The sequence below is a fragment of the Pseudomonas pseudonitroreducens genome, from assembly GCF_021603645.1.
In the GTDB taxonomy this organism is placed as follows: Bacteria; Pseudomonadota; Gammaproteobacteria; order Pseudomonadales; family Pseudomonadaceae; genus Pseudomonas; species Pseudomonas pseudonitroreducens.
The window spans coordinates 55,367-69,101 of sequence record NZ_BQHJ01000009.1 but is presented as its reverse complement, the minus strand read 5'-3'; the positions used below and the strand labels follow the sequence as shown (position 1 = coordinate 69,101).

At 67.4% G+C, this 13,735-nt stretch carries 13 protein-coding genes; 8 read left to right on the top strand and 5 right to left on the bottom strand.

The genetic code is table 11. The annotated features are described in order from the left end of the window. Positions 1 to 43: 43 nt before the first annotated feature. A complete protein-coding gene (locus tag L6D89_RS21430; RefSeq protein WP_236173832.1) occupies positions 44 to 598 on the bottom strand; it encodes a TetR/AcrR family transcriptional regulator in 555 nt (184 codons plus the stop codon). 88 nt (positions 599 to 686) lie between these two features. Between L6D89_RS21430 and L6D89_RS21425 the strand changes: the two genes are divergently transcribed. Next, the gene (locus L6D89_RS21425) at positions 687 to 1,883 is read left to right on the top strand and encodes an MFS transporter (RefSeq protein ID WP_054910916.1); all 1,197 of its coding nucleotides are present in this window, start codon (positions 687 to 689) and stop codon (positions 1,881 to 1,883) included. Between the two features lies 1 nt (position 1,884). Here L6D89_RS21425 and L6D89_RS21420 read toward each other — a convergent pair whose 3' ends face one another. Beyond that, positions 1,885 to 2,679, bottom strand: a complete 795-nt coding sequence (locus tag L6D89_RS21420; RefSeq protein WP_236201116.1) for a LysR family transcriptional regulator — start codon at positions 2,677 to 2,679, stop codon at positions 1,885 to 1,887. 112 nt (positions 2,680 to 2,791) lie between these two features. Between L6D89_RS21420 and L6D89_RS21415 the strand changes: the two genes are divergently transcribed. After that, positions 2,792 to 3,517: an SDR family oxidoreductase gene (locus L6D89_RS21415; protein WP_236201115.1), complete on the top strand. Its 726-nt coding sequence runs from the start codon at positions 2,792 to 2,794 to the stop codon at positions 3,515 to 3,517. A 166-nt stretch (positions 3,518 to 3,683) separates the two neighbouring features. Here the strand turns inward: L6D89_RS21415 and L6D89_RS21410 are convergent, their stop codons facing one another. Beyond that, on the bottom strand, positions 3,684 to 4,916 hold the full coding sequence (locus L6D89_RS21410; protein WP_236201114.1) for an NADH:flavin oxidoreductase/NADH oxidase family protein: 1,233 nt from the start codon (positions 4,914 to 4,916) through the stop codon (positions 3,684 to 3,686). 92 nt (positions 4,917 to 5,008) lie between these two features. On the opposite strand from L6D89_RS21410, the gene L6D89_RS21405 reads away from it, so the two are divergent. Continuing rightward, a complete protein-coding gene (locus L6D89_RS21405) occupies positions 5,009 to 5,428 on the top strand; it encodes a MerR family transcriptional regulator (protein ID WP_236201113.1) in 420 nt (139 codons plus the stop codon). A gap of 209 nt (positions 5,429 to 5,637) precedes the next feature. Here L6D89_RS21405 and glcC read toward each other — a convergent pair whose 3' ends face one another. Continuing rightward, a complete protein-coding gene (gene glcC, locus L6D89_RS21400) occupies positions 5,638 to 6,408 on the bottom strand; it encodes a transcriptional regulator GlcC (RefSeq protein WP_236201112.1) in 771 nt (256 codons plus the stop codon). Between the two features lie 228 nt (positions 6,409 to 6,636). Between glcC and glcD the strand changes: the two genes are divergently transcribed. The 5 genes from glcD to L6D89_RS21375 all read left to right on the top strand — a co-directional run bounded on the left by glcD (position 6,637) and on the right by L6D89_RS21375 (position 12,775). After that, positions 6,637 to 8,136 (top strand): glycolate oxidase subunit GlcD, encoded by a 1,500-nt coding sequence (gene glcD, locus L6D89_RS21395; protein WP_236201111.1) that lies wholly within the window; start codon positions 6,637 to 6,639, stop codon positions 8,134 to 8,136. After that, positions 8,136 to 9,176, top strand: coding sequence for a glycolate oxidase subunit GlcE (gene glcE, locus L6D89_RS21390; RefSeq protein ID WP_236201110.1), 1,041 nt, complete (start codon positions 8,136 to 8,138; stop codon positions 9,174 to 9,176). The genes glcD and glcE overlap by 1 nt, the downstream gene beginning before the upstream one ends. Then, a complete protein-coding gene (gene glcF, locus L6D89_RS21385; protein WP_236201109.1) occupies positions 9,176 to 10,450 on the top strand; it encodes a glycolate oxidase subunit GlcF in 1,275 nt (424 codons plus the stop codon). The genes glcE and glcF overlap by 1 nt, the downstream gene beginning before the upstream one ends. Next, on the top strand, positions 10,429 to 10,827 hold the full coding sequence (locus tag L6D89_RS21380; protein WP_236201108.1) for a heme-binding protein: 399 nt from the start codon (positions 10,429 to 10,431) through the stop codon (positions 10,825 to 10,827). The genes glcF and L6D89_RS21380 overlap by 22 nt, the downstream gene beginning before the upstream one ends. 253 nt (positions 10,828 to 11,080) lie before the next feature. Continuing rightward, entirely contained in the window at positions 11,081 to 12,775 is a 1,695-nt protein-coding gene (locus tag L6D89_RS21375) for a lactate permease LctP family transporter (protein ID WP_236201107.1), read from the top strand. A 459-nt stretch (positions 12,776 to 13,234) separates the two neighbouring features. On the opposite strand, the gene arfB is transcribed toward L6D89_RS21375, so the two are convergent. Then, on the bottom strand, positions 13,235 to 13,648 hold the full coding sequence (gene arfB / locus L6D89_RS21370) for an alternative ribosome rescue aminoacyl-tRNA hydrolase ArfB (RefSeq protein ID WP_205336749.1): 414 nt from the start codon (positions 13,646 to 13,648) through the stop codon (positions 13,235 to 13,237). Positions 13,649 to 13,735: the final 87 nt, after the last annotated feature.

Below are 13,735 nucleotides of genomic sequence, written 5' to 3'. Positions count from 1 at the left end.
ACGAATTCGCCAATGGCAGGCAGGAAGCCTGTCCACGAATCCGCTACACCCCGTCCAGCGTCAGATCGACCAACCGCTCGACATACTCCACTTCCAGCTCCTCGCCGGAAAACAGGATGCGGTACACCAGCGGCGCCATCAGCCGGTCGACGATGCGGTCGACATCCGGCAGTTTCTCGCCACGTCCCTTGGCCCGCAGCAGGATGATGTCGAACTGGCCGCAGGCAATCGCCATGCAGCGCCCGGAGCAGCCGCCGCCAGCGGCGAGCAGGTCGAGCACCACCGCGCGACCGGGCACCGAGGCGGTTTCCTCCATGTACTGTTCGCCCCATGCCAGCAGGTCACCGCGCAGGCTGCCGGTATCGGCCGGCTCGGCATCCGGGCGAATGCGTTGCAGGGCAACGTCGCCGAGCAGTTCGTTGAGATCGCCCCAGCGCCGGTAGATGGTCGAAGGCGTGACGCCGGCTCGTGAGGCGATCAGCGGCACCGTCAGTTCGGCGCGCTCGCGCTCCTCCAGCAACTCGGCCACAGCCTTGTGCACCGAGGCTTGCACACGCGCGCTGCGACCACCCGGTCGAACCCCCTGATTGATTGCCATAAGCACCTTAACGCAAAGAATTTGCTTTTATCCGAAAACGGGTCCAGCATCTCGCAAAAGCAAAATCTTAGCCTTTGCGAGCTGAATCATGGCACAGACCTTACCCAAAAGCGCGCCCGGCTTTTTCCCGGCCCTGCTGCTGACCGCGATCCTCATGGCCTTCCTCGCCGCCGCTGCCGCGCCCACGCCGCTTTATGCGCTGTACCGCGAGTCCTGGCAGTTCTCCCCTGCCCTGCTGACGCTGGCGTTCAGCATCTACGCCGGCGGGCTGATGCTGGCGCTGCTGGTATTCGGTTCGCTGTCGGACTACCTCGGCCGCCGCCCACTGATCCGTGCGGCGCTGATCATCGAGTTGCTGGCGATGAGCGTGTTCCTCTACGCCAACTCGGTGGAACTGCTGATCGCCGCGCGCCTGCTGCAAGGCTTCGCTACCGGCATCGCGACCGCTGTACTGGGCGCCGCCATGCTCGACATCGACCGTGAGCGCGGCCCGTTGATCAACAGCGTCGCGCCCATGCTCGGCATGGCGCTGGGCGCACTGGGCAGCAGTGCACTGGTGCAGTTCGGCGGCGACCCGCTGCACCGCGTCTATGTCTGGCTGCTGGCGGTATTCGCGCTGGCCTTGGTGCTGTTGCGCTGGCTGCCGGAAAGCGTCAGCAGGCAGCCCGGCGCGCTGGCCTCGCTGAAGCCGCGCATTCGCATTCCCCCGCAGGCGCGCCGGGCGTTCTGGAGCGTGGCGCCGCTGAACGCCAGCCTCTGGGCGCTGGGCGGTTTCTACCTGTCGCTGGGCCCGACCCTGGCGCGCCAGGTGACCGGTCTGCAGGTTCCGATGATCGGCGGTGGGCTGGTCTCGCTGCTGTGTTTCTGCGGCGCCGTGGCGATCTTCGCGCTGCGCAACCGGCCGGCAGCGGTCATCCTGCGCCGCGGCGGGCTGGCCCTGATCATCGGCCTGCTGATTACCCTGCTCGGCGTGGACTCCTCCAACCTCTGGCTGTTCTTCCTCGGTACCGCGGTGGCGGGCCTTGGCTTTGGCGGCGCCTTCCTCGGCGCATTGCGCTCGGTGGTGCCGCTGGCCCACGCCCACGAGCGCGGTGCACTGATGGCGAGCTTCTACGTGCTCAGCTACCTGGCTTTCAGCGTGCCGGCGATCCTCGCCGGGCTGGCGATCCAGCGTTATGGCCTGGTCGCCACCACCAACGGCTACGCCAGCCTGCAGATTCTCGCGGCGTCGCTGGTCCTGCTGCTGTCCTTGCGCGCACCCGCCGCGCAGAAGGCGCCGGCCTGAATCAGGCCGCCTCACGGGCGCGCAGGAAGTCGTAGAGCGCGCGCACCGCCGGCTGCTCCAGCGCCTGGGCGGCGTGGCAAAGGCCGATGCGGCGCACGGGTAGCGGCAGGTTCAAGGTTCCGCTGCGCACGGCCGGAGCGCCGCCCAGCAACGAGGCCGGAAGGATAGCCGCGCCCAGGCCGGCACTGACCAGCCGCAGTGCAAGATTCAGGGTGCTGGCCTGCGCGACCACCGGTGCGCTGCCGTAGGCAGTCATCAAACGCTGGTGCGATGGGTGCGACGGACAGGTGATCCACGCGGCGACTGGCATACTCTCGGCGCCGGGCGGCAGCACCAATACGTACGGATCGTCCCACACCGGAACGAACAGTTCGTCCTCGCAACAGAACTCCTCCGCTGCCAGCCGCGCCTCGCCCACACAGCCTTCTTCCAGGTGCAGTTGCAGGTTGGGGATCGCTTGCCGGGCCAGGCCGACGAAGCGCTCGATCTGCTCGGCGCTGATGTCCCCTTCCACGCCCAGGTGCAGCGGCTGCCGCTCCGACGACTGGCGGAACAGCTTGCGCAAACCCTCCGCCTCGGCCAGCAGGGCACGGGCTCGCGGGTACAGGGTGCGCGCCGCTTCGCTGACATCCACACCGCGCGGTTGGCGCACGAACAGCTCGGTGCCCAGGCTCTCCTCCAGCTGGCGCACGGTGGCGGACAGCGTGGGTTGGCTGACGAACAGGCGCTGCGCGGCGGCGGTGATGTTGCGCTCTTCGAAGACCGCGACGAAGGCGGCAAGCTGTCGAATATCCATAGGAAATCCCGATACCAGGCACAGGAATAAGCCATTTTTCAGGCAGCAATGCGCTAAATATACTTCACTGCATCGTCCAGGCATCCAGATTTTCGATTGCAGGAGAACCACCATGAGCAAGCCCCTGATCATCGTCACCGGCGCCAGTTCCGGCATCGGCGAAGCCACCGCCCGCCTCTTTTCCCAGCAAGGTCACCCGCTGCTGCTGCTCGCCCGGCGCATCGAGCGCCTGGAAGCCCTCAAGCTGCCGAACGCACTGTGCCGTGCCGTCGATGTGACTGACCGCGAAGCCCTGCTGGCCGCCGTCGAGGAAGCCGAGAAGCGTTTCGGCCCGGCTGACGCGCTGGTGAACAACGCTGGCGTGATGCTGCTGGGCAACATGGTCGAGCAGGACCCGGCCGAGTGGGAGCGCATGCTCGACGTCAACGTGAAAGGCCTGCTCAACGGCGTGCACGCCGTACTCAAGGGCATGGTCGAGCGCAACCAGGGCACCGTTATCAATGTCAGCTCGGTGGCCGGGCGCAAGACCTTCCCCAACCACGTCGCCTATGTCGGCACCAAGTTCGCCGTGCACGCGATCTCCGAGAACCTGCGCGAGGAAGTCGCGGCGCACAACGTCCGCGTGGTGACCATCGCTCCCGGCGCGGTGGAAACCGAGTTGCTCAGCCACACCACCGACGATGCGATCAAGAGCGGCTATCAGGACTGGAAACGCGAGATGGGCGGCAAGGTGCTCAGTGCCGAGGACGTGGCCAACGCCATCGGCTACGCCTACAACCAGCCGCAGGGCGTGTGCATCCGCGAGATCGTCCTGGCGGCGACACGGCAGCAGGCTTGATCGGCCTGGCCCGAGGGTTCTCGCAAGAGCGCATGCGCGCCCCCCCCGGAAGAACACCACCGTAGGATGGGTGGAGCCTAGGCGATACCCATGCTGCCAATGCGGCAGGAGTCGATGGGTATCGCTTCGCTCCACGCCATCCTACGAAGGCGTCAGCCAGTGAAGATCATCCCGCCTGCCTAGCCGCCCAGCGGCGGTACTGCTTGGCCCGGCGCAGCGTGCGCCACTGCTCCATCACCAGCGTGCGCCACGGCGAAGCCTGCGGGTTGGGCGCACGGTGGGCGCCGATGCGGTGCAGCTGCAACTTGACCAGCGCCATGTAGGCCAGCGCCGCCAGCGGCTTGGAGCGCCAGCGGATCGGCGGCAGTTGCGGCTGGGTCTGGCTGCCACGCTGCCAGTGCAGTACCAGTTGCGGCTCCAGGGCCAGGGCGGTGCCGATGCCGACCATGTCCAGCCCGCTGTCCAGCACCTGTTCCGCCACCGGCAGGCGCCGAATACCGCCGGTGACCATCAGCGGCATGCGCGCCGCCTCGCGCATCTCACGGGCGAATTCGAGGAAGTACGCCTCGCGCGCCAGGGTCCGGCCGTCACGGGCGTCACCCTGCATGGCCGGCGCCTCGTAGCTGCCGCCGGACAGCTCGACCAGGTCGACCTTCTCGTCGTTCAGCCACTCGATCACCTGGCGCGCGTCGCTGGCGTCGAAGCCGCCGCGCTGGAAGTCCGCGGAATTGATCTTCACCCCTACGCAGAACTCCGGCGACACTTCGGCGCGCACCGCACGCACGACCTCCAGCAACAGCCGCGCACGGTTTTCCAGCGAACCGCCCCAGCGATCCTGGCGCTTGTTCGCCAGCGGCGAGAGGAATTGGCTGAGCAGGTAGCCGTGGGCGGCGTGGATCTGCACGCCGGTGAAGCCGGCCTGCTCGGACAACTGCGCGGCGCGGACGAAACGACGGATCACCTCGGCGATATCGGCCTCGGTCATCTCGCGGGCGACGGCGAACAGCTTGGAGAACTTGCCCATCTCCAGCGGCACCACCGACGGCGCGATGGCGCCCTGGCCGAGGTTGGTCTGCACCTGGCGACCAGGATGGTTCAGTTGCAACCAGAACTGCGCACCACGGGAACGGCCGATGCGCGCCCATTCGCGGAAGCGCTCCATCTGCCGATCGTTTTCCAGCACCACGCCGCCGGGACCGGTCATGGCGCGGCCGTCGATCATTACGTTGCCGCTGAGGATCAGGCCGACGCCGCCGTCCGCCCAGGCCTGGTAAAGGCGCAGCAAGGCAGCCGAAGGCGCCTGGTCGGCGTCGGCCATGTTCTCTTCCATGGCGGCCTTGGCGATACGGTTGGGGACTTCGCCGCCGTTGGGCAGGCGCAGGGGCTGGAAGGGCGACATGGCTAGGCTCCGAGGTTGTCCTGATGGGTTGTGACGGCAGCGAGGTTAAGTTTAAAGTTCACTTCAAGGTCAAGCCCCTTTCGGAGCCCAGCATGAAAATCGGTGAACTGGCCAGCCTCAGCGGCCTCGCCCCCTCGCGCATCCGCTTCTACGAAGCCAGCGGGCTGATCGCCCCGGCCCGCCGCCTGGCCAACGGTTACCGCGAGTACCCGGCAGAAACCCTCGACCTGCTGGAAATCATCCGCAGCGCCCAGCAGACCGGTTTCACCCTGGAGGAAATCCGCAACCTGCTGCCGCACTCCAACCCCATAGAGAACGGCCACGGCGAACTGGTCGCCGGCCTGCGCCGCAAGGTCGCGGAGATCGAGGCGATGGAGCGGCAACTGCAGCAGAACCGTTTGCGCCTGCTGGAAGTGATCGACGGCATCGAGAACAAGCCCGAAGGCATGGGTTGCGCAGCGAATGCCGAACGCATGCTGGCGGAGATGCGCGAGCGCAAGGCACGGCGCTGACGCAGAACCTGTAGGAGCGAGCTTGCTCGCGAACCGCTTCGCGCCGGAGCTGCCTGGAACACCGCTCGCGAGCAAGCTCGCTCCTACAAAAAGACTCCGCGCCAGTATGTAGGGCGCATAACCTGGAACAGGTTATCCGCCGCCAGTCCCGAAACGGCGGATAACGCTGGCGCGTTATTCGCCCTACGGTTGCGTCTCACGCTCCCCAGTTATTTCCAACCCTCCAGCCGCAAGGTCGCCCGCACCAGCCGCTGTTCTTCCTGCTCGATCTCCCGCAGGTTGTCGCGCACGCCGTGGATATGCTCGCGGGCAGCGCGCTGGGCCTGTTCCGGCTGGCGCTCGACGATGGCGCGATACAGCCGCGCATGCTGGCGATCGATCTGGCGCTTCTGCGGCGGGCGGTTGTAGAGGTTGTTCACCGAGGCGAACACGGTGCTGAGCATCAGCTCGTTGAGCGACTGCAGCGTATGCACCAGCACCGGGTTGTGCGAGGCCTCGCTGATCGCCTGGTGGAAGGCGTGGTCGCGCCGGGCGTGTTCGCGCGGGTCCAGCAGTTGCGGCTCGTCGAAAGCCGCATGCATCTCCTCGAAGCGCCGGCCGATCAGCAACAGGTCGACCTCCGTGGCGCGCAGGGCGGCCAGCCGGGCAGACTCGCCCTCTAGCAACGCACGCACCTCCAGCAGGTCGTAGAGCGTGCGCGGCTGCGAGCGGAACAGGTGCAGCAGAGGCGAGACATCCTCGGCGCCGGTCAGGTCGGCAACGAACGATCCCCGCCCCTGCTCGGTATCGACGATGCCGCGCCCGCGCAACGCTCGCAGCCCCTCGCGCAACGCCGAGCGCGAACAGCCGAGCTTCTCCACCAGGCGCCGTTCCGACGGCAACGCCTGGCCGACCTTGAGCACGCCATCGACGATCAGGCGCTCGATCTTTTCCGCCACCTGGTCGGCGACGCGCTGCTTGCCCTGCTGGATGCTGGTCATCGAATGGCTCCACAACTGGTAGGACCAGCAGGTAACCACCTGCCTCGTGCCCAACAACCCTAGCCGCCACGGCCGGGCCTTTCCAGCGCAGCGGCACGCAACAACTGGTCCGACCAGTGCGAAAGCCGATAGACGCCCGCGAAGCGGCGGCCGCATGTTCACGGCGCTGTGGCTCATGAAGCCCGCCTGACGGGCTCGTCCAATAACAAGATCAGAGCACCGTGGCCCATGAATATCCTCTACGACGAGCGCGTCGACGGCGCGCTGCCTGCCGTCGACAAGTCCGCCCTGCTCGCCGAGCTGCGCGCGACACTGCCCGACCTCGAACTGCTGCACAACGCCGAAGACTTGAAGCCCTACGAGTGCGACGGCCTCTCCGCCTACCGCACGGTGCCGATGCTGGTGGCGCTGCCCGAGCGCATCGAGCAGGTGCAGGCGCTGCTCAAGCTCTGCCACGCGCGCCAGGTACCGGTGGTGGCGCGTGGCGCAGGCACGGGCCTGTCTGGCGGTGCGTTGCCGCTGGAGAAAGGCATCCTGCTGGTGATGGCGCGCTTCAACCGCATCCTCGAAGTCAACACCGCCGGCCGCTTCGCCCGCGTGCAACCCGGCGTGCGCAACCTGGCGATCTCCCAGGCCGCCGCGCCGCACGGGCTTTACTACGCACCCGATCCGTCGTCGCAGATCGCCTGTTCTATCGGCGGCAACGTCGCCGAGAACGCCGGCGGTGTGCATTGCCTCAAGTACGGCCTGACCGTGCACAACCTGCTGAAGGTGGACATCCTCACCGTCGAGGGCGAGCACCTGACGTTGGGCAGCGACGCCCTCGACAGCCCCGGCTTCGACCTGCTGGCGCTGTTCACCGGCTCCGAAGGCATGCTCGGCATCGTCACCGAGGTCACCGTCAAGCTGCTGCCCCGGCCGCAGGTGGCGCGGGTGCTGCTGGCCAGTTTCGATGCGGTGGAAAAGGCCGGCCGCGCGGTGGCCGAGATCATCGCCGCCGGCATCATTCCCGGCGGGCTGGAGATGATGGACAACCTGTCGATCCGCGCCGCCGAGGACTTCATCCACGCCGGCTACCCGGTGGACGCGGCGGCCATCCTGCTGTGCGAACTGGACGGCGTGGAAGCCGATGTGCAGGACGACTGCCAGCGCGTCGACGGCGTGCTGCGCGCGGCCGGCGCCACCGATGTGCGGCTGGCCTGTGACGAGGCCGAGCGGGCGCGCTTCTGGGCCGGGCGCAAGAACGCCTTCCCGGCGGTGGGGCGCATCTCCCCGGACTACTACTGCATGGACGGCACCATTCCGCGCCGCGAGTTGCCGCGCGTGCTGCATGGCATCGCCGAGCTGTCGGAGGAATTCGGCCTGCGCGTGGCCAACGTATTCCATGCCGGCGACGGCAACATGCACCCGCTGATCCTCTTCGACGCCAACCTGCCCGGCGAGCTGGAGCGCGCCGAGGCCATCGGCGGCAAGATCCTCGAACTCTGCGTGGCGGTGGGCGGCAGCATCACCGGCGAACACGGCGTGGGGCGCGAGAAGATCAACCAGATGTGTGCGCAGTTCAACAGCGACGAGCTGACCCTGTTCCATGCGGTGAAGGCGGCCTTCGACCCGGACCGCCTGCTCAACCCCGGCAAGAACATCCCGACCCTGCACCGCTGCGCCGAATTCGGCGCCATGCACGTGCACCACGGCCAGTTGCCCTTTCCCGACCTGGAGCGTTTCTGATGGCCGATGCCAGCGCCGACCTGCTCGAACAGGTGAACCAAGCGCTCCACGCTCGAACGCCGCTGCGTCTTCGCGGCGGTGACAGCAAGGCCTTCCTCGGCCGCCCGGTGAACGGCGTGGAACTGGATACCCGCGCCCATCGCGGCATCGTCAGCTACGACCCGACCGAACTGGTGCTCAGCGCCCGCGCCGGCACTCCGCAGGCGGAGATCGAAGCGGCGCTGGAGGACGCCGGGCAGATGCTGCCGTGCGAGCCACCGAGCTTCGGCGGTGCGACCTTCGGCGGCATGGTCGCGGCGGGCCTGTCCGGCCCACGCCGGCCCTGGTCCGGCTCGGTGCGCGACTACGTGCTCGGCACGCGAGTGATCACCGGCCACGGCAAGCTGCTGCGCTTCGGCGGCGAGGTGATGAAGAACGTCGCCGGTTATGACCTCTCCCGCTTGCTCGCCGGCAGTTTCGGCTGCCTGGGGCTGATCACCGAAGTGTCGATGAAGGTGCTGCCCAAACCCCGGATGTGCGCCAGCCTGCGTCTGGAAATGGACGTTCACCAGGCGCTGGGAGAACTGGCGGAATGGGGCGCGCAACCGATCCCGATCACCGCCGCCAGCCATGACGGCCGTGCGTTGCATCTGCGTCTGGAAGGCGGCGAAGGCTCCGTGTGCTCCGCCCGCCTGCGCCTGGGTGGCGAGGAGATCGACAGCAGCTACTGGCAGGACTTGCGCGAGCAGCGCCTCGGTTTCTTCACCGGCCCCGGCACGCTCTGGCGGCTGTCACTGCCCAACGCGACCCCGGCGCTAGCCCTGCCGGGTGAACAGCTGATCGACTGGGGCGGCGCACAGCGCTGGCTGAAGTCCGATGCAGACGCCGAGCTGATCCGTCACAGCGTCGCCGAACTCGGCGGCCATGCCATGCGCTACACGCCGGGCGACGACGGCTTCCATCCGCTGCCCGCCGCCCTGCTGCGCTATCACCGCAGCCTCAAGCAGCAACTCGACCCGCACGGCATCTTCAACCCCGGCCGGATGTACAGGGAGCTCTGATGCAAACCAACCTGAGCGAACAGGCCAGGCACCTGCCGCGCGCCGAGGAAGCCGAGCGCATCCTGCGCTCCTGCGTGCACTGCGGCTTCTGCACCGCCACCTGCCCGACCTACCAATTGCTCGGCGACGAACTGGACGGCCCGCGCGGGCGCATCTACCTGATCAAGCAGGTGCTCGAAGGCGCCGAGCCCAGCGCCAGCACCCGCGAACACCTGGATCGCTGCCTGAGCTGCCGCAACTGTGAGACCACCTGCCCTTCCGGCGTGGACTACCACAACCTGCTGGACATCGGCCGCGCGCTGGTCGAGCAGCAGGTGCCGCGAACCTTCGGCGAGCGCGCGCTGCGGCGCGGCCTGCGCGCCGTGGTCCCGAATGCCGCGCTGTTCGGCGCGCTGGCCAAGGCTGGGCGGACCTTCTACCCACTGCTGCCGGAGAGCCTGCAAAGCAAACTGCCGCGCCATCCGCAGCCGCCCGTGGAACGTCCGAAACCACACCATGCCCGGCGCATGCTGATGCTCGAGGGCTGCGTGCAACCGGCACTTTCGCCCAATACCAATGCCGCCGCCGCGCGGGTGCTGGATCGCCTGGGTATCAGCGTGATCCCGGCGGCGGACGCCGGTTGCTGCGGCGCCGTGGACTATCACCTGAACGCCCAGGACGACGGGCTGGACCGCGCCCGACGTAACATCGACGCCTGGTGGCCGTCCATCGAAGCCGGCGCCGAAGCCATCGTGCAGACCGCCAGCGGTTGCGGCGCCTTCGTCCGCGACTACGGCCACCTGCTGGAACGCGACACCGCCTACGCCGCCAAGGCAAAGCGGATCAGCGAGCTGTCCCGCGACCTCTCGGAAGTGCTGCGCGACGAGCCGCTCGAAGAACTGCACCTGCAGGGCGATCGCCGCCTGGCCTTCCACTGTCCCTGCACACTGCAGCACGCGCTGAAGCTTGGCGGCGCGGTGGAGGGTGTGCTCACGCGCCTGGGCTTCAGCCTTACCGGCGTGCCGGACAGCCACCTGTGCTGCGGCTCCGCCGGCACCTATTCGCTGACCCAGCCGGTGCTGTCCAGACGCCTGCGCGACCAGCGGATGCAGGCACTGGAAAGCGGCAACCCCGAGGTCATCGTCACCGCCAACATCGGCTGCCAGACACACCTGGGCGGCGCGGGACGCACACCGGTTCGGCACTGGATCGAACTGGTGGAGGAAGCGCTGGCCGACGCGCCGCAACTCCATTCTCAAGGCGAGGTGCAAGCATGCTCAACAAAGCCGTTCTGACCCAGCAGGAGGTCGGCCGCATCCTCGCCGCCGCCCGCGATGAGGCGCAACGCAATCACTGGGCGGTGTCCATCGTGGTAGTGGATGACGGCGGCCACCCGCTGGCCCTGGAACGCCTCGACGGCTGCGCCCCGGCCAGTGCCTACATCGCCACCGAAAAGGCCCGCAGCGCGGCGCTGGGGCGGCGCGAAACCAAGGGCTACGAGGACATGGTCAACAACGGCCGCGTGGCCTTCGTCAGTGCGCCGCTGATCACTTCGCTCGAAGGCGGCGTGCCAGTTGTCCTGGACGGCCAGGTGATCGGCGCGGTGGGCGTTTCCGGGGTGAAGGCCGGCGAGGATGCGCAAGTCGCCAGCGCAGGCGTGGCGGCGCTGTGAAGTCGTCCACGCGACTCCGGCGGCAGGTGCCCAGCGGCCGGGTTGTGGTCGCCGTCGGCTTCGAGCGAGCCGTCGGCGACGCCCGCGAAAGCTTGCCCGCATCGTTGTTCAAAAGCCCCGTTACGCGCCGCGTGCCGGGGCTTTTTCCATGGGCGCCGGCGCATCGCCTGCCGCCGTCCAACGCACCACCCAGGAGAGTTATCCAGCGCTGACGCTTTGCCGTGTGCATCCACAACAACAAGGGACAATCCCCATGCAAACCTGGCAACAGCTCTACACCCCGCTTGGCAGCCTCGGGCTGTCGGCACTGGCGGCCCTCGTGCCGATCATTTTCTTCTTCCTCGCCCTGGCGGTGTTCCGCCTGAAGGGGCACGTCGCTGGCGCGATCACCCTGGTGCTGTCATTGCTGGTCGCGGTGTTCGTCTACCACATGCCGGTGGACAAGGCGCTGGCCTCGGCGGTCTACGGCTTCTTCTACGGGCTCTGGCCGATCGCCTGGATCATCGTCGCGGCGGTGTTCCTCTACAAGCTGACGGTGAAGAGCGGGCAGTTCGAGATCATCCGCAGCTCGGTGCTGTCGATCACTACCGACCGGCGTTTGCAGGTGGTACTGATCGGCTTCTCCTTCGGCGCGTTCCTCGAAGGCGCGGCGGGCTTCGGTGCGCCGGTGGCGATCACCGCGGCGCTGCTGGTCGGCCTGGGCTTCAACCCGTTGTACGCCGCCGGCCTGTGTCTGATCGCCAATACCGCGCCGGTGGCCTTCGGCGCATTGGGCATCCCGATCATCGTCGCCGGGCAGGTGTCGGGCGTGGATGCTTTCAAGATCGGCGCCATGGCCGGGCGGCAGTTGCCGATACTGTCGGTGATCGTGCCGTTCTGGCTGGTCGCGATGATGGACGGCTGGCGCGGTATCCGCGAAACCTGGCCGGCGCTGCTGGTGGCCGGCGGTACCTTCGCCATCAGCCAGTTCCTCACCTCCAACTTCATCGGCCCGGAACTGCCGGACATCACTTCGGCGCTGCTGAGCATGGTCTGCCTGACGCTGTTCCTGCGGGTGTGGCAGCCGGTGAATCTGCGCGAGACGGAGTTCTCCAGCATCAATGCCGACGGCAGTGCGACGCTCGGCAACTTCGGAGGCGGGAGCGGCCGCGCCCAGCGTGAATCCGACTACAACCTCGGGCAGATCATCAAGGCCTGGTCGCCCTTCCTGATCCTCACCGTGCTGGTGACGATCTGGACCATGAAGCCGTTCAAGGCGCTGTTCCTGCCCGGCGGCGCGCTGGAGAGCTGGGTGGCGGTGATCGCCGTGCCCTACCTCGACCAGTTGGTCCTGAAAGCCGCCCCCATCGTCGCCAACCCGACGCCGATGCCGGCGATCTACAAGTTCGACCTGGTCTCGGCCAGCGGCACGGCGATCTTCCTCGCGGCGCTGATCTCCATGGCCATCCTGCGCATCGGCGTGAAAAGCGGCGCGGCCACCTTCCGCGACACCCTGCTGGAGCTCAAATGGCCGGTACTGACCATTGGCATGGTGCTGGCCTTCGCCTTCGTCACCAACTACTCGGGGATGTCCACGACCCTGGCGCTGGTACTGGCGGGAACCGGCGCGGCCTTCCCGTTCTTCTCGCCGTTCCTCGGCTGGCTGGGGGTGTTCCTCACCGGCTCGGACACGTCATCCAATGCCCTGTTCGGCTCGCTGCAGGCGACCACCGCGCACCAGCTCGGCGTGAGCGACACGCTGCTGGTAGCGGCCAATACCACGGGCGGAGTCACCGGCAAGATGATCTCGCCGCAGTCCATCGCCGTGGCCTGCGCGGCCACCGGGATGGTCGGCCGGGAGTCGGACCTGTTCCGCTTCACGGTCAAGCACAGCCTGATCTTCGCGGCGTTCATCGGCTTGATCACCCTGGCGCAGGCGTATGTGTTCACGGGGATGCTGGTGCACTGACGGTGCGATCCAGAAGGAGCAGGCAGCACACGTGGGGCGCATAACGCGCCAACGTTATCCGCCGTGCGGGGCGGCGGATAACCTGTTCCAGGTTATCCGCCCTACAGTACTGCGCCTGCCGCCGGGGACTCCTGCAGGAGCGAGCTTGCTCGCGAAGCGATTCCGCTGCGGGGCCTGGTTCGCGAGCAAGCTCGCTCCTACGAAGGCCAAGAGCCCCTAACCCTAACCCTGGCTACGCGCCCCGCTCCTCAAGCGGGAGAGGGGGCTGTTCGGTGCGGGATGAAACCATACTGTCAGCCGGCACAACCGGCCCCCTCTCCCGCAAGCGCGAGAGGGGACTGTTCGGCGCAGGATGAAACCATGCTGTCAGCCGGCACAACCGGCCCCCTCTGCCCCTGGGAGAGGGCTGGGGTGAGGGGAAGGCCTGAGCGTCGATATTCCCAACGGCCCGGACCGCGCTCAGTAATCCACCTTCCCCCGCCCCGCCTTGATCGTCCCACGCTTGCTCTTGCCCTCCAGCCGGCGGGTTTTCGAGCCCAGCGTCGGCTTGGTCGGGCGGCGCTTCTTCTCCACTTTCGTGGCGCTGCGGATCAGCTCCGCCAGGCGGTTGAGCGCGTCCTCGCGATTCTGTTCCTGGGTGCGGAACTGCTGCGCCTTGATCACCACCACGCCGTCGCTGGTGATGCGCTGGTCGCTGAGCGCGAGCAGGCGTTCCTTGTAGAACTCCGGCAGGGATGAGGCGCGCACGTCGAAACGCAGGTGCACCGCGCTGGACACCTTGTTGACGTTCTGCCCGCCGGCGCCCTGGGCGCGGATGGCAGTCAGCTCGATCTCCGCGTCGGGGATCTGCACGGTATTGGAAATCTGCAGCATGGGAAGCATTCAAAGAGGAAATGAACGTCAGGATAGCGCGCAGCGTCGCTGCTGTCCCGAAGCCATCTAGCCCGCCGCAGAGCACCC

Excerpts from the sequence above, each read along its gene's own strand:
- L6D89_RS21430 (WP_236173832.1), bottom strand. The coding sequence starts at position 598 with ATGGCAATCAATCAGGGGGTTCGACCGGGTGGTCGCAGCGCGCGTGTG.
- L6D89_RS21425 (WP_054910916.1), top strand. The coding sequence starts at position 687 with ATGGCACAGACCTTACCCAAAAGCGCGCCCGGCTTTTTCCCGGCCCTG.
- L6D89_RS21420 (WP_236201116.1), bottom strand. The coding sequence starts at position 2,679 with ATGGATATTCGACAGCTTGCCGCCTTCGTCGCGGTCTTCGAAGAGCGC.
- L6D89_RS21415 (WP_236201115.1), top strand. The coding sequence starts at position 2,792 with ATGAGCAAGCCCCTGATCATCGTCACCGGCGCCAGTTCCGGCATCGGC.
- L6D89_RS21410 (WP_236201114.1), bottom strand. The coding sequence starts at position 4,916 with ATGTCGCCCTTCCAGCCCCTGCGCCTGCCCAACGGCGGCGAAGTCCCC.
- L6D89_RS21405 (WP_236201113.1), top strand. The coding sequence starts at position 5,009 with ATGAAAATCGGTGAACTGGCCAGCCTCAGCGGCCTCGCCCCCTCGCGC.
- glcC (WP_236201112.1), bottom strand. The coding sequence starts at position 6,408 with ATGACCAGCATCCAGCAGGGCAAGCAGCGCGTCGCCGACCAGGTGGCG.
- glcD (WP_236201111.1), top strand. The coding sequence starts at position 6,637 with ATGAATATCCTCTACGACGAGCGCGTCGACGGCGCGCTGCCTGCCGTC.
- glcE (WP_236201110.1), top strand. The coding sequence starts at position 8,136 with ATGGCCGATGCCAGCGCCGACCTGCTCGAACAGGTGAACCAAGCGCTC.
- glcF (WP_236201109.1), top strand. The coding sequence starts at position 9,176 with ATGCAAACCAACCTGAGCGAACAGGCCAGGCACCTGCCGCGCGCCGAG.
- L6D89_RS21380 (WP_236201108.1), top strand. The coding sequence starts at position 10,429 with ATGCTCAACAAAGCCGTTCTGACCCAGCAGGAGGTCGGCCGCATCCTC.
- L6D89_RS21375 (WP_236201107.1), top strand. The coding sequence starts at position 11,081 with ATGCAAACCTGGCAACAGCTCTACACCCCGCTTGGCAGCCTCGGGCTG.
- arfB (WP_205336749.1), bottom strand. The coding sequence starts at position 13,648 with ATGCTGCAGATTTCCAATACCGTGCAGATCCCCGACGCGGAGATCGAG.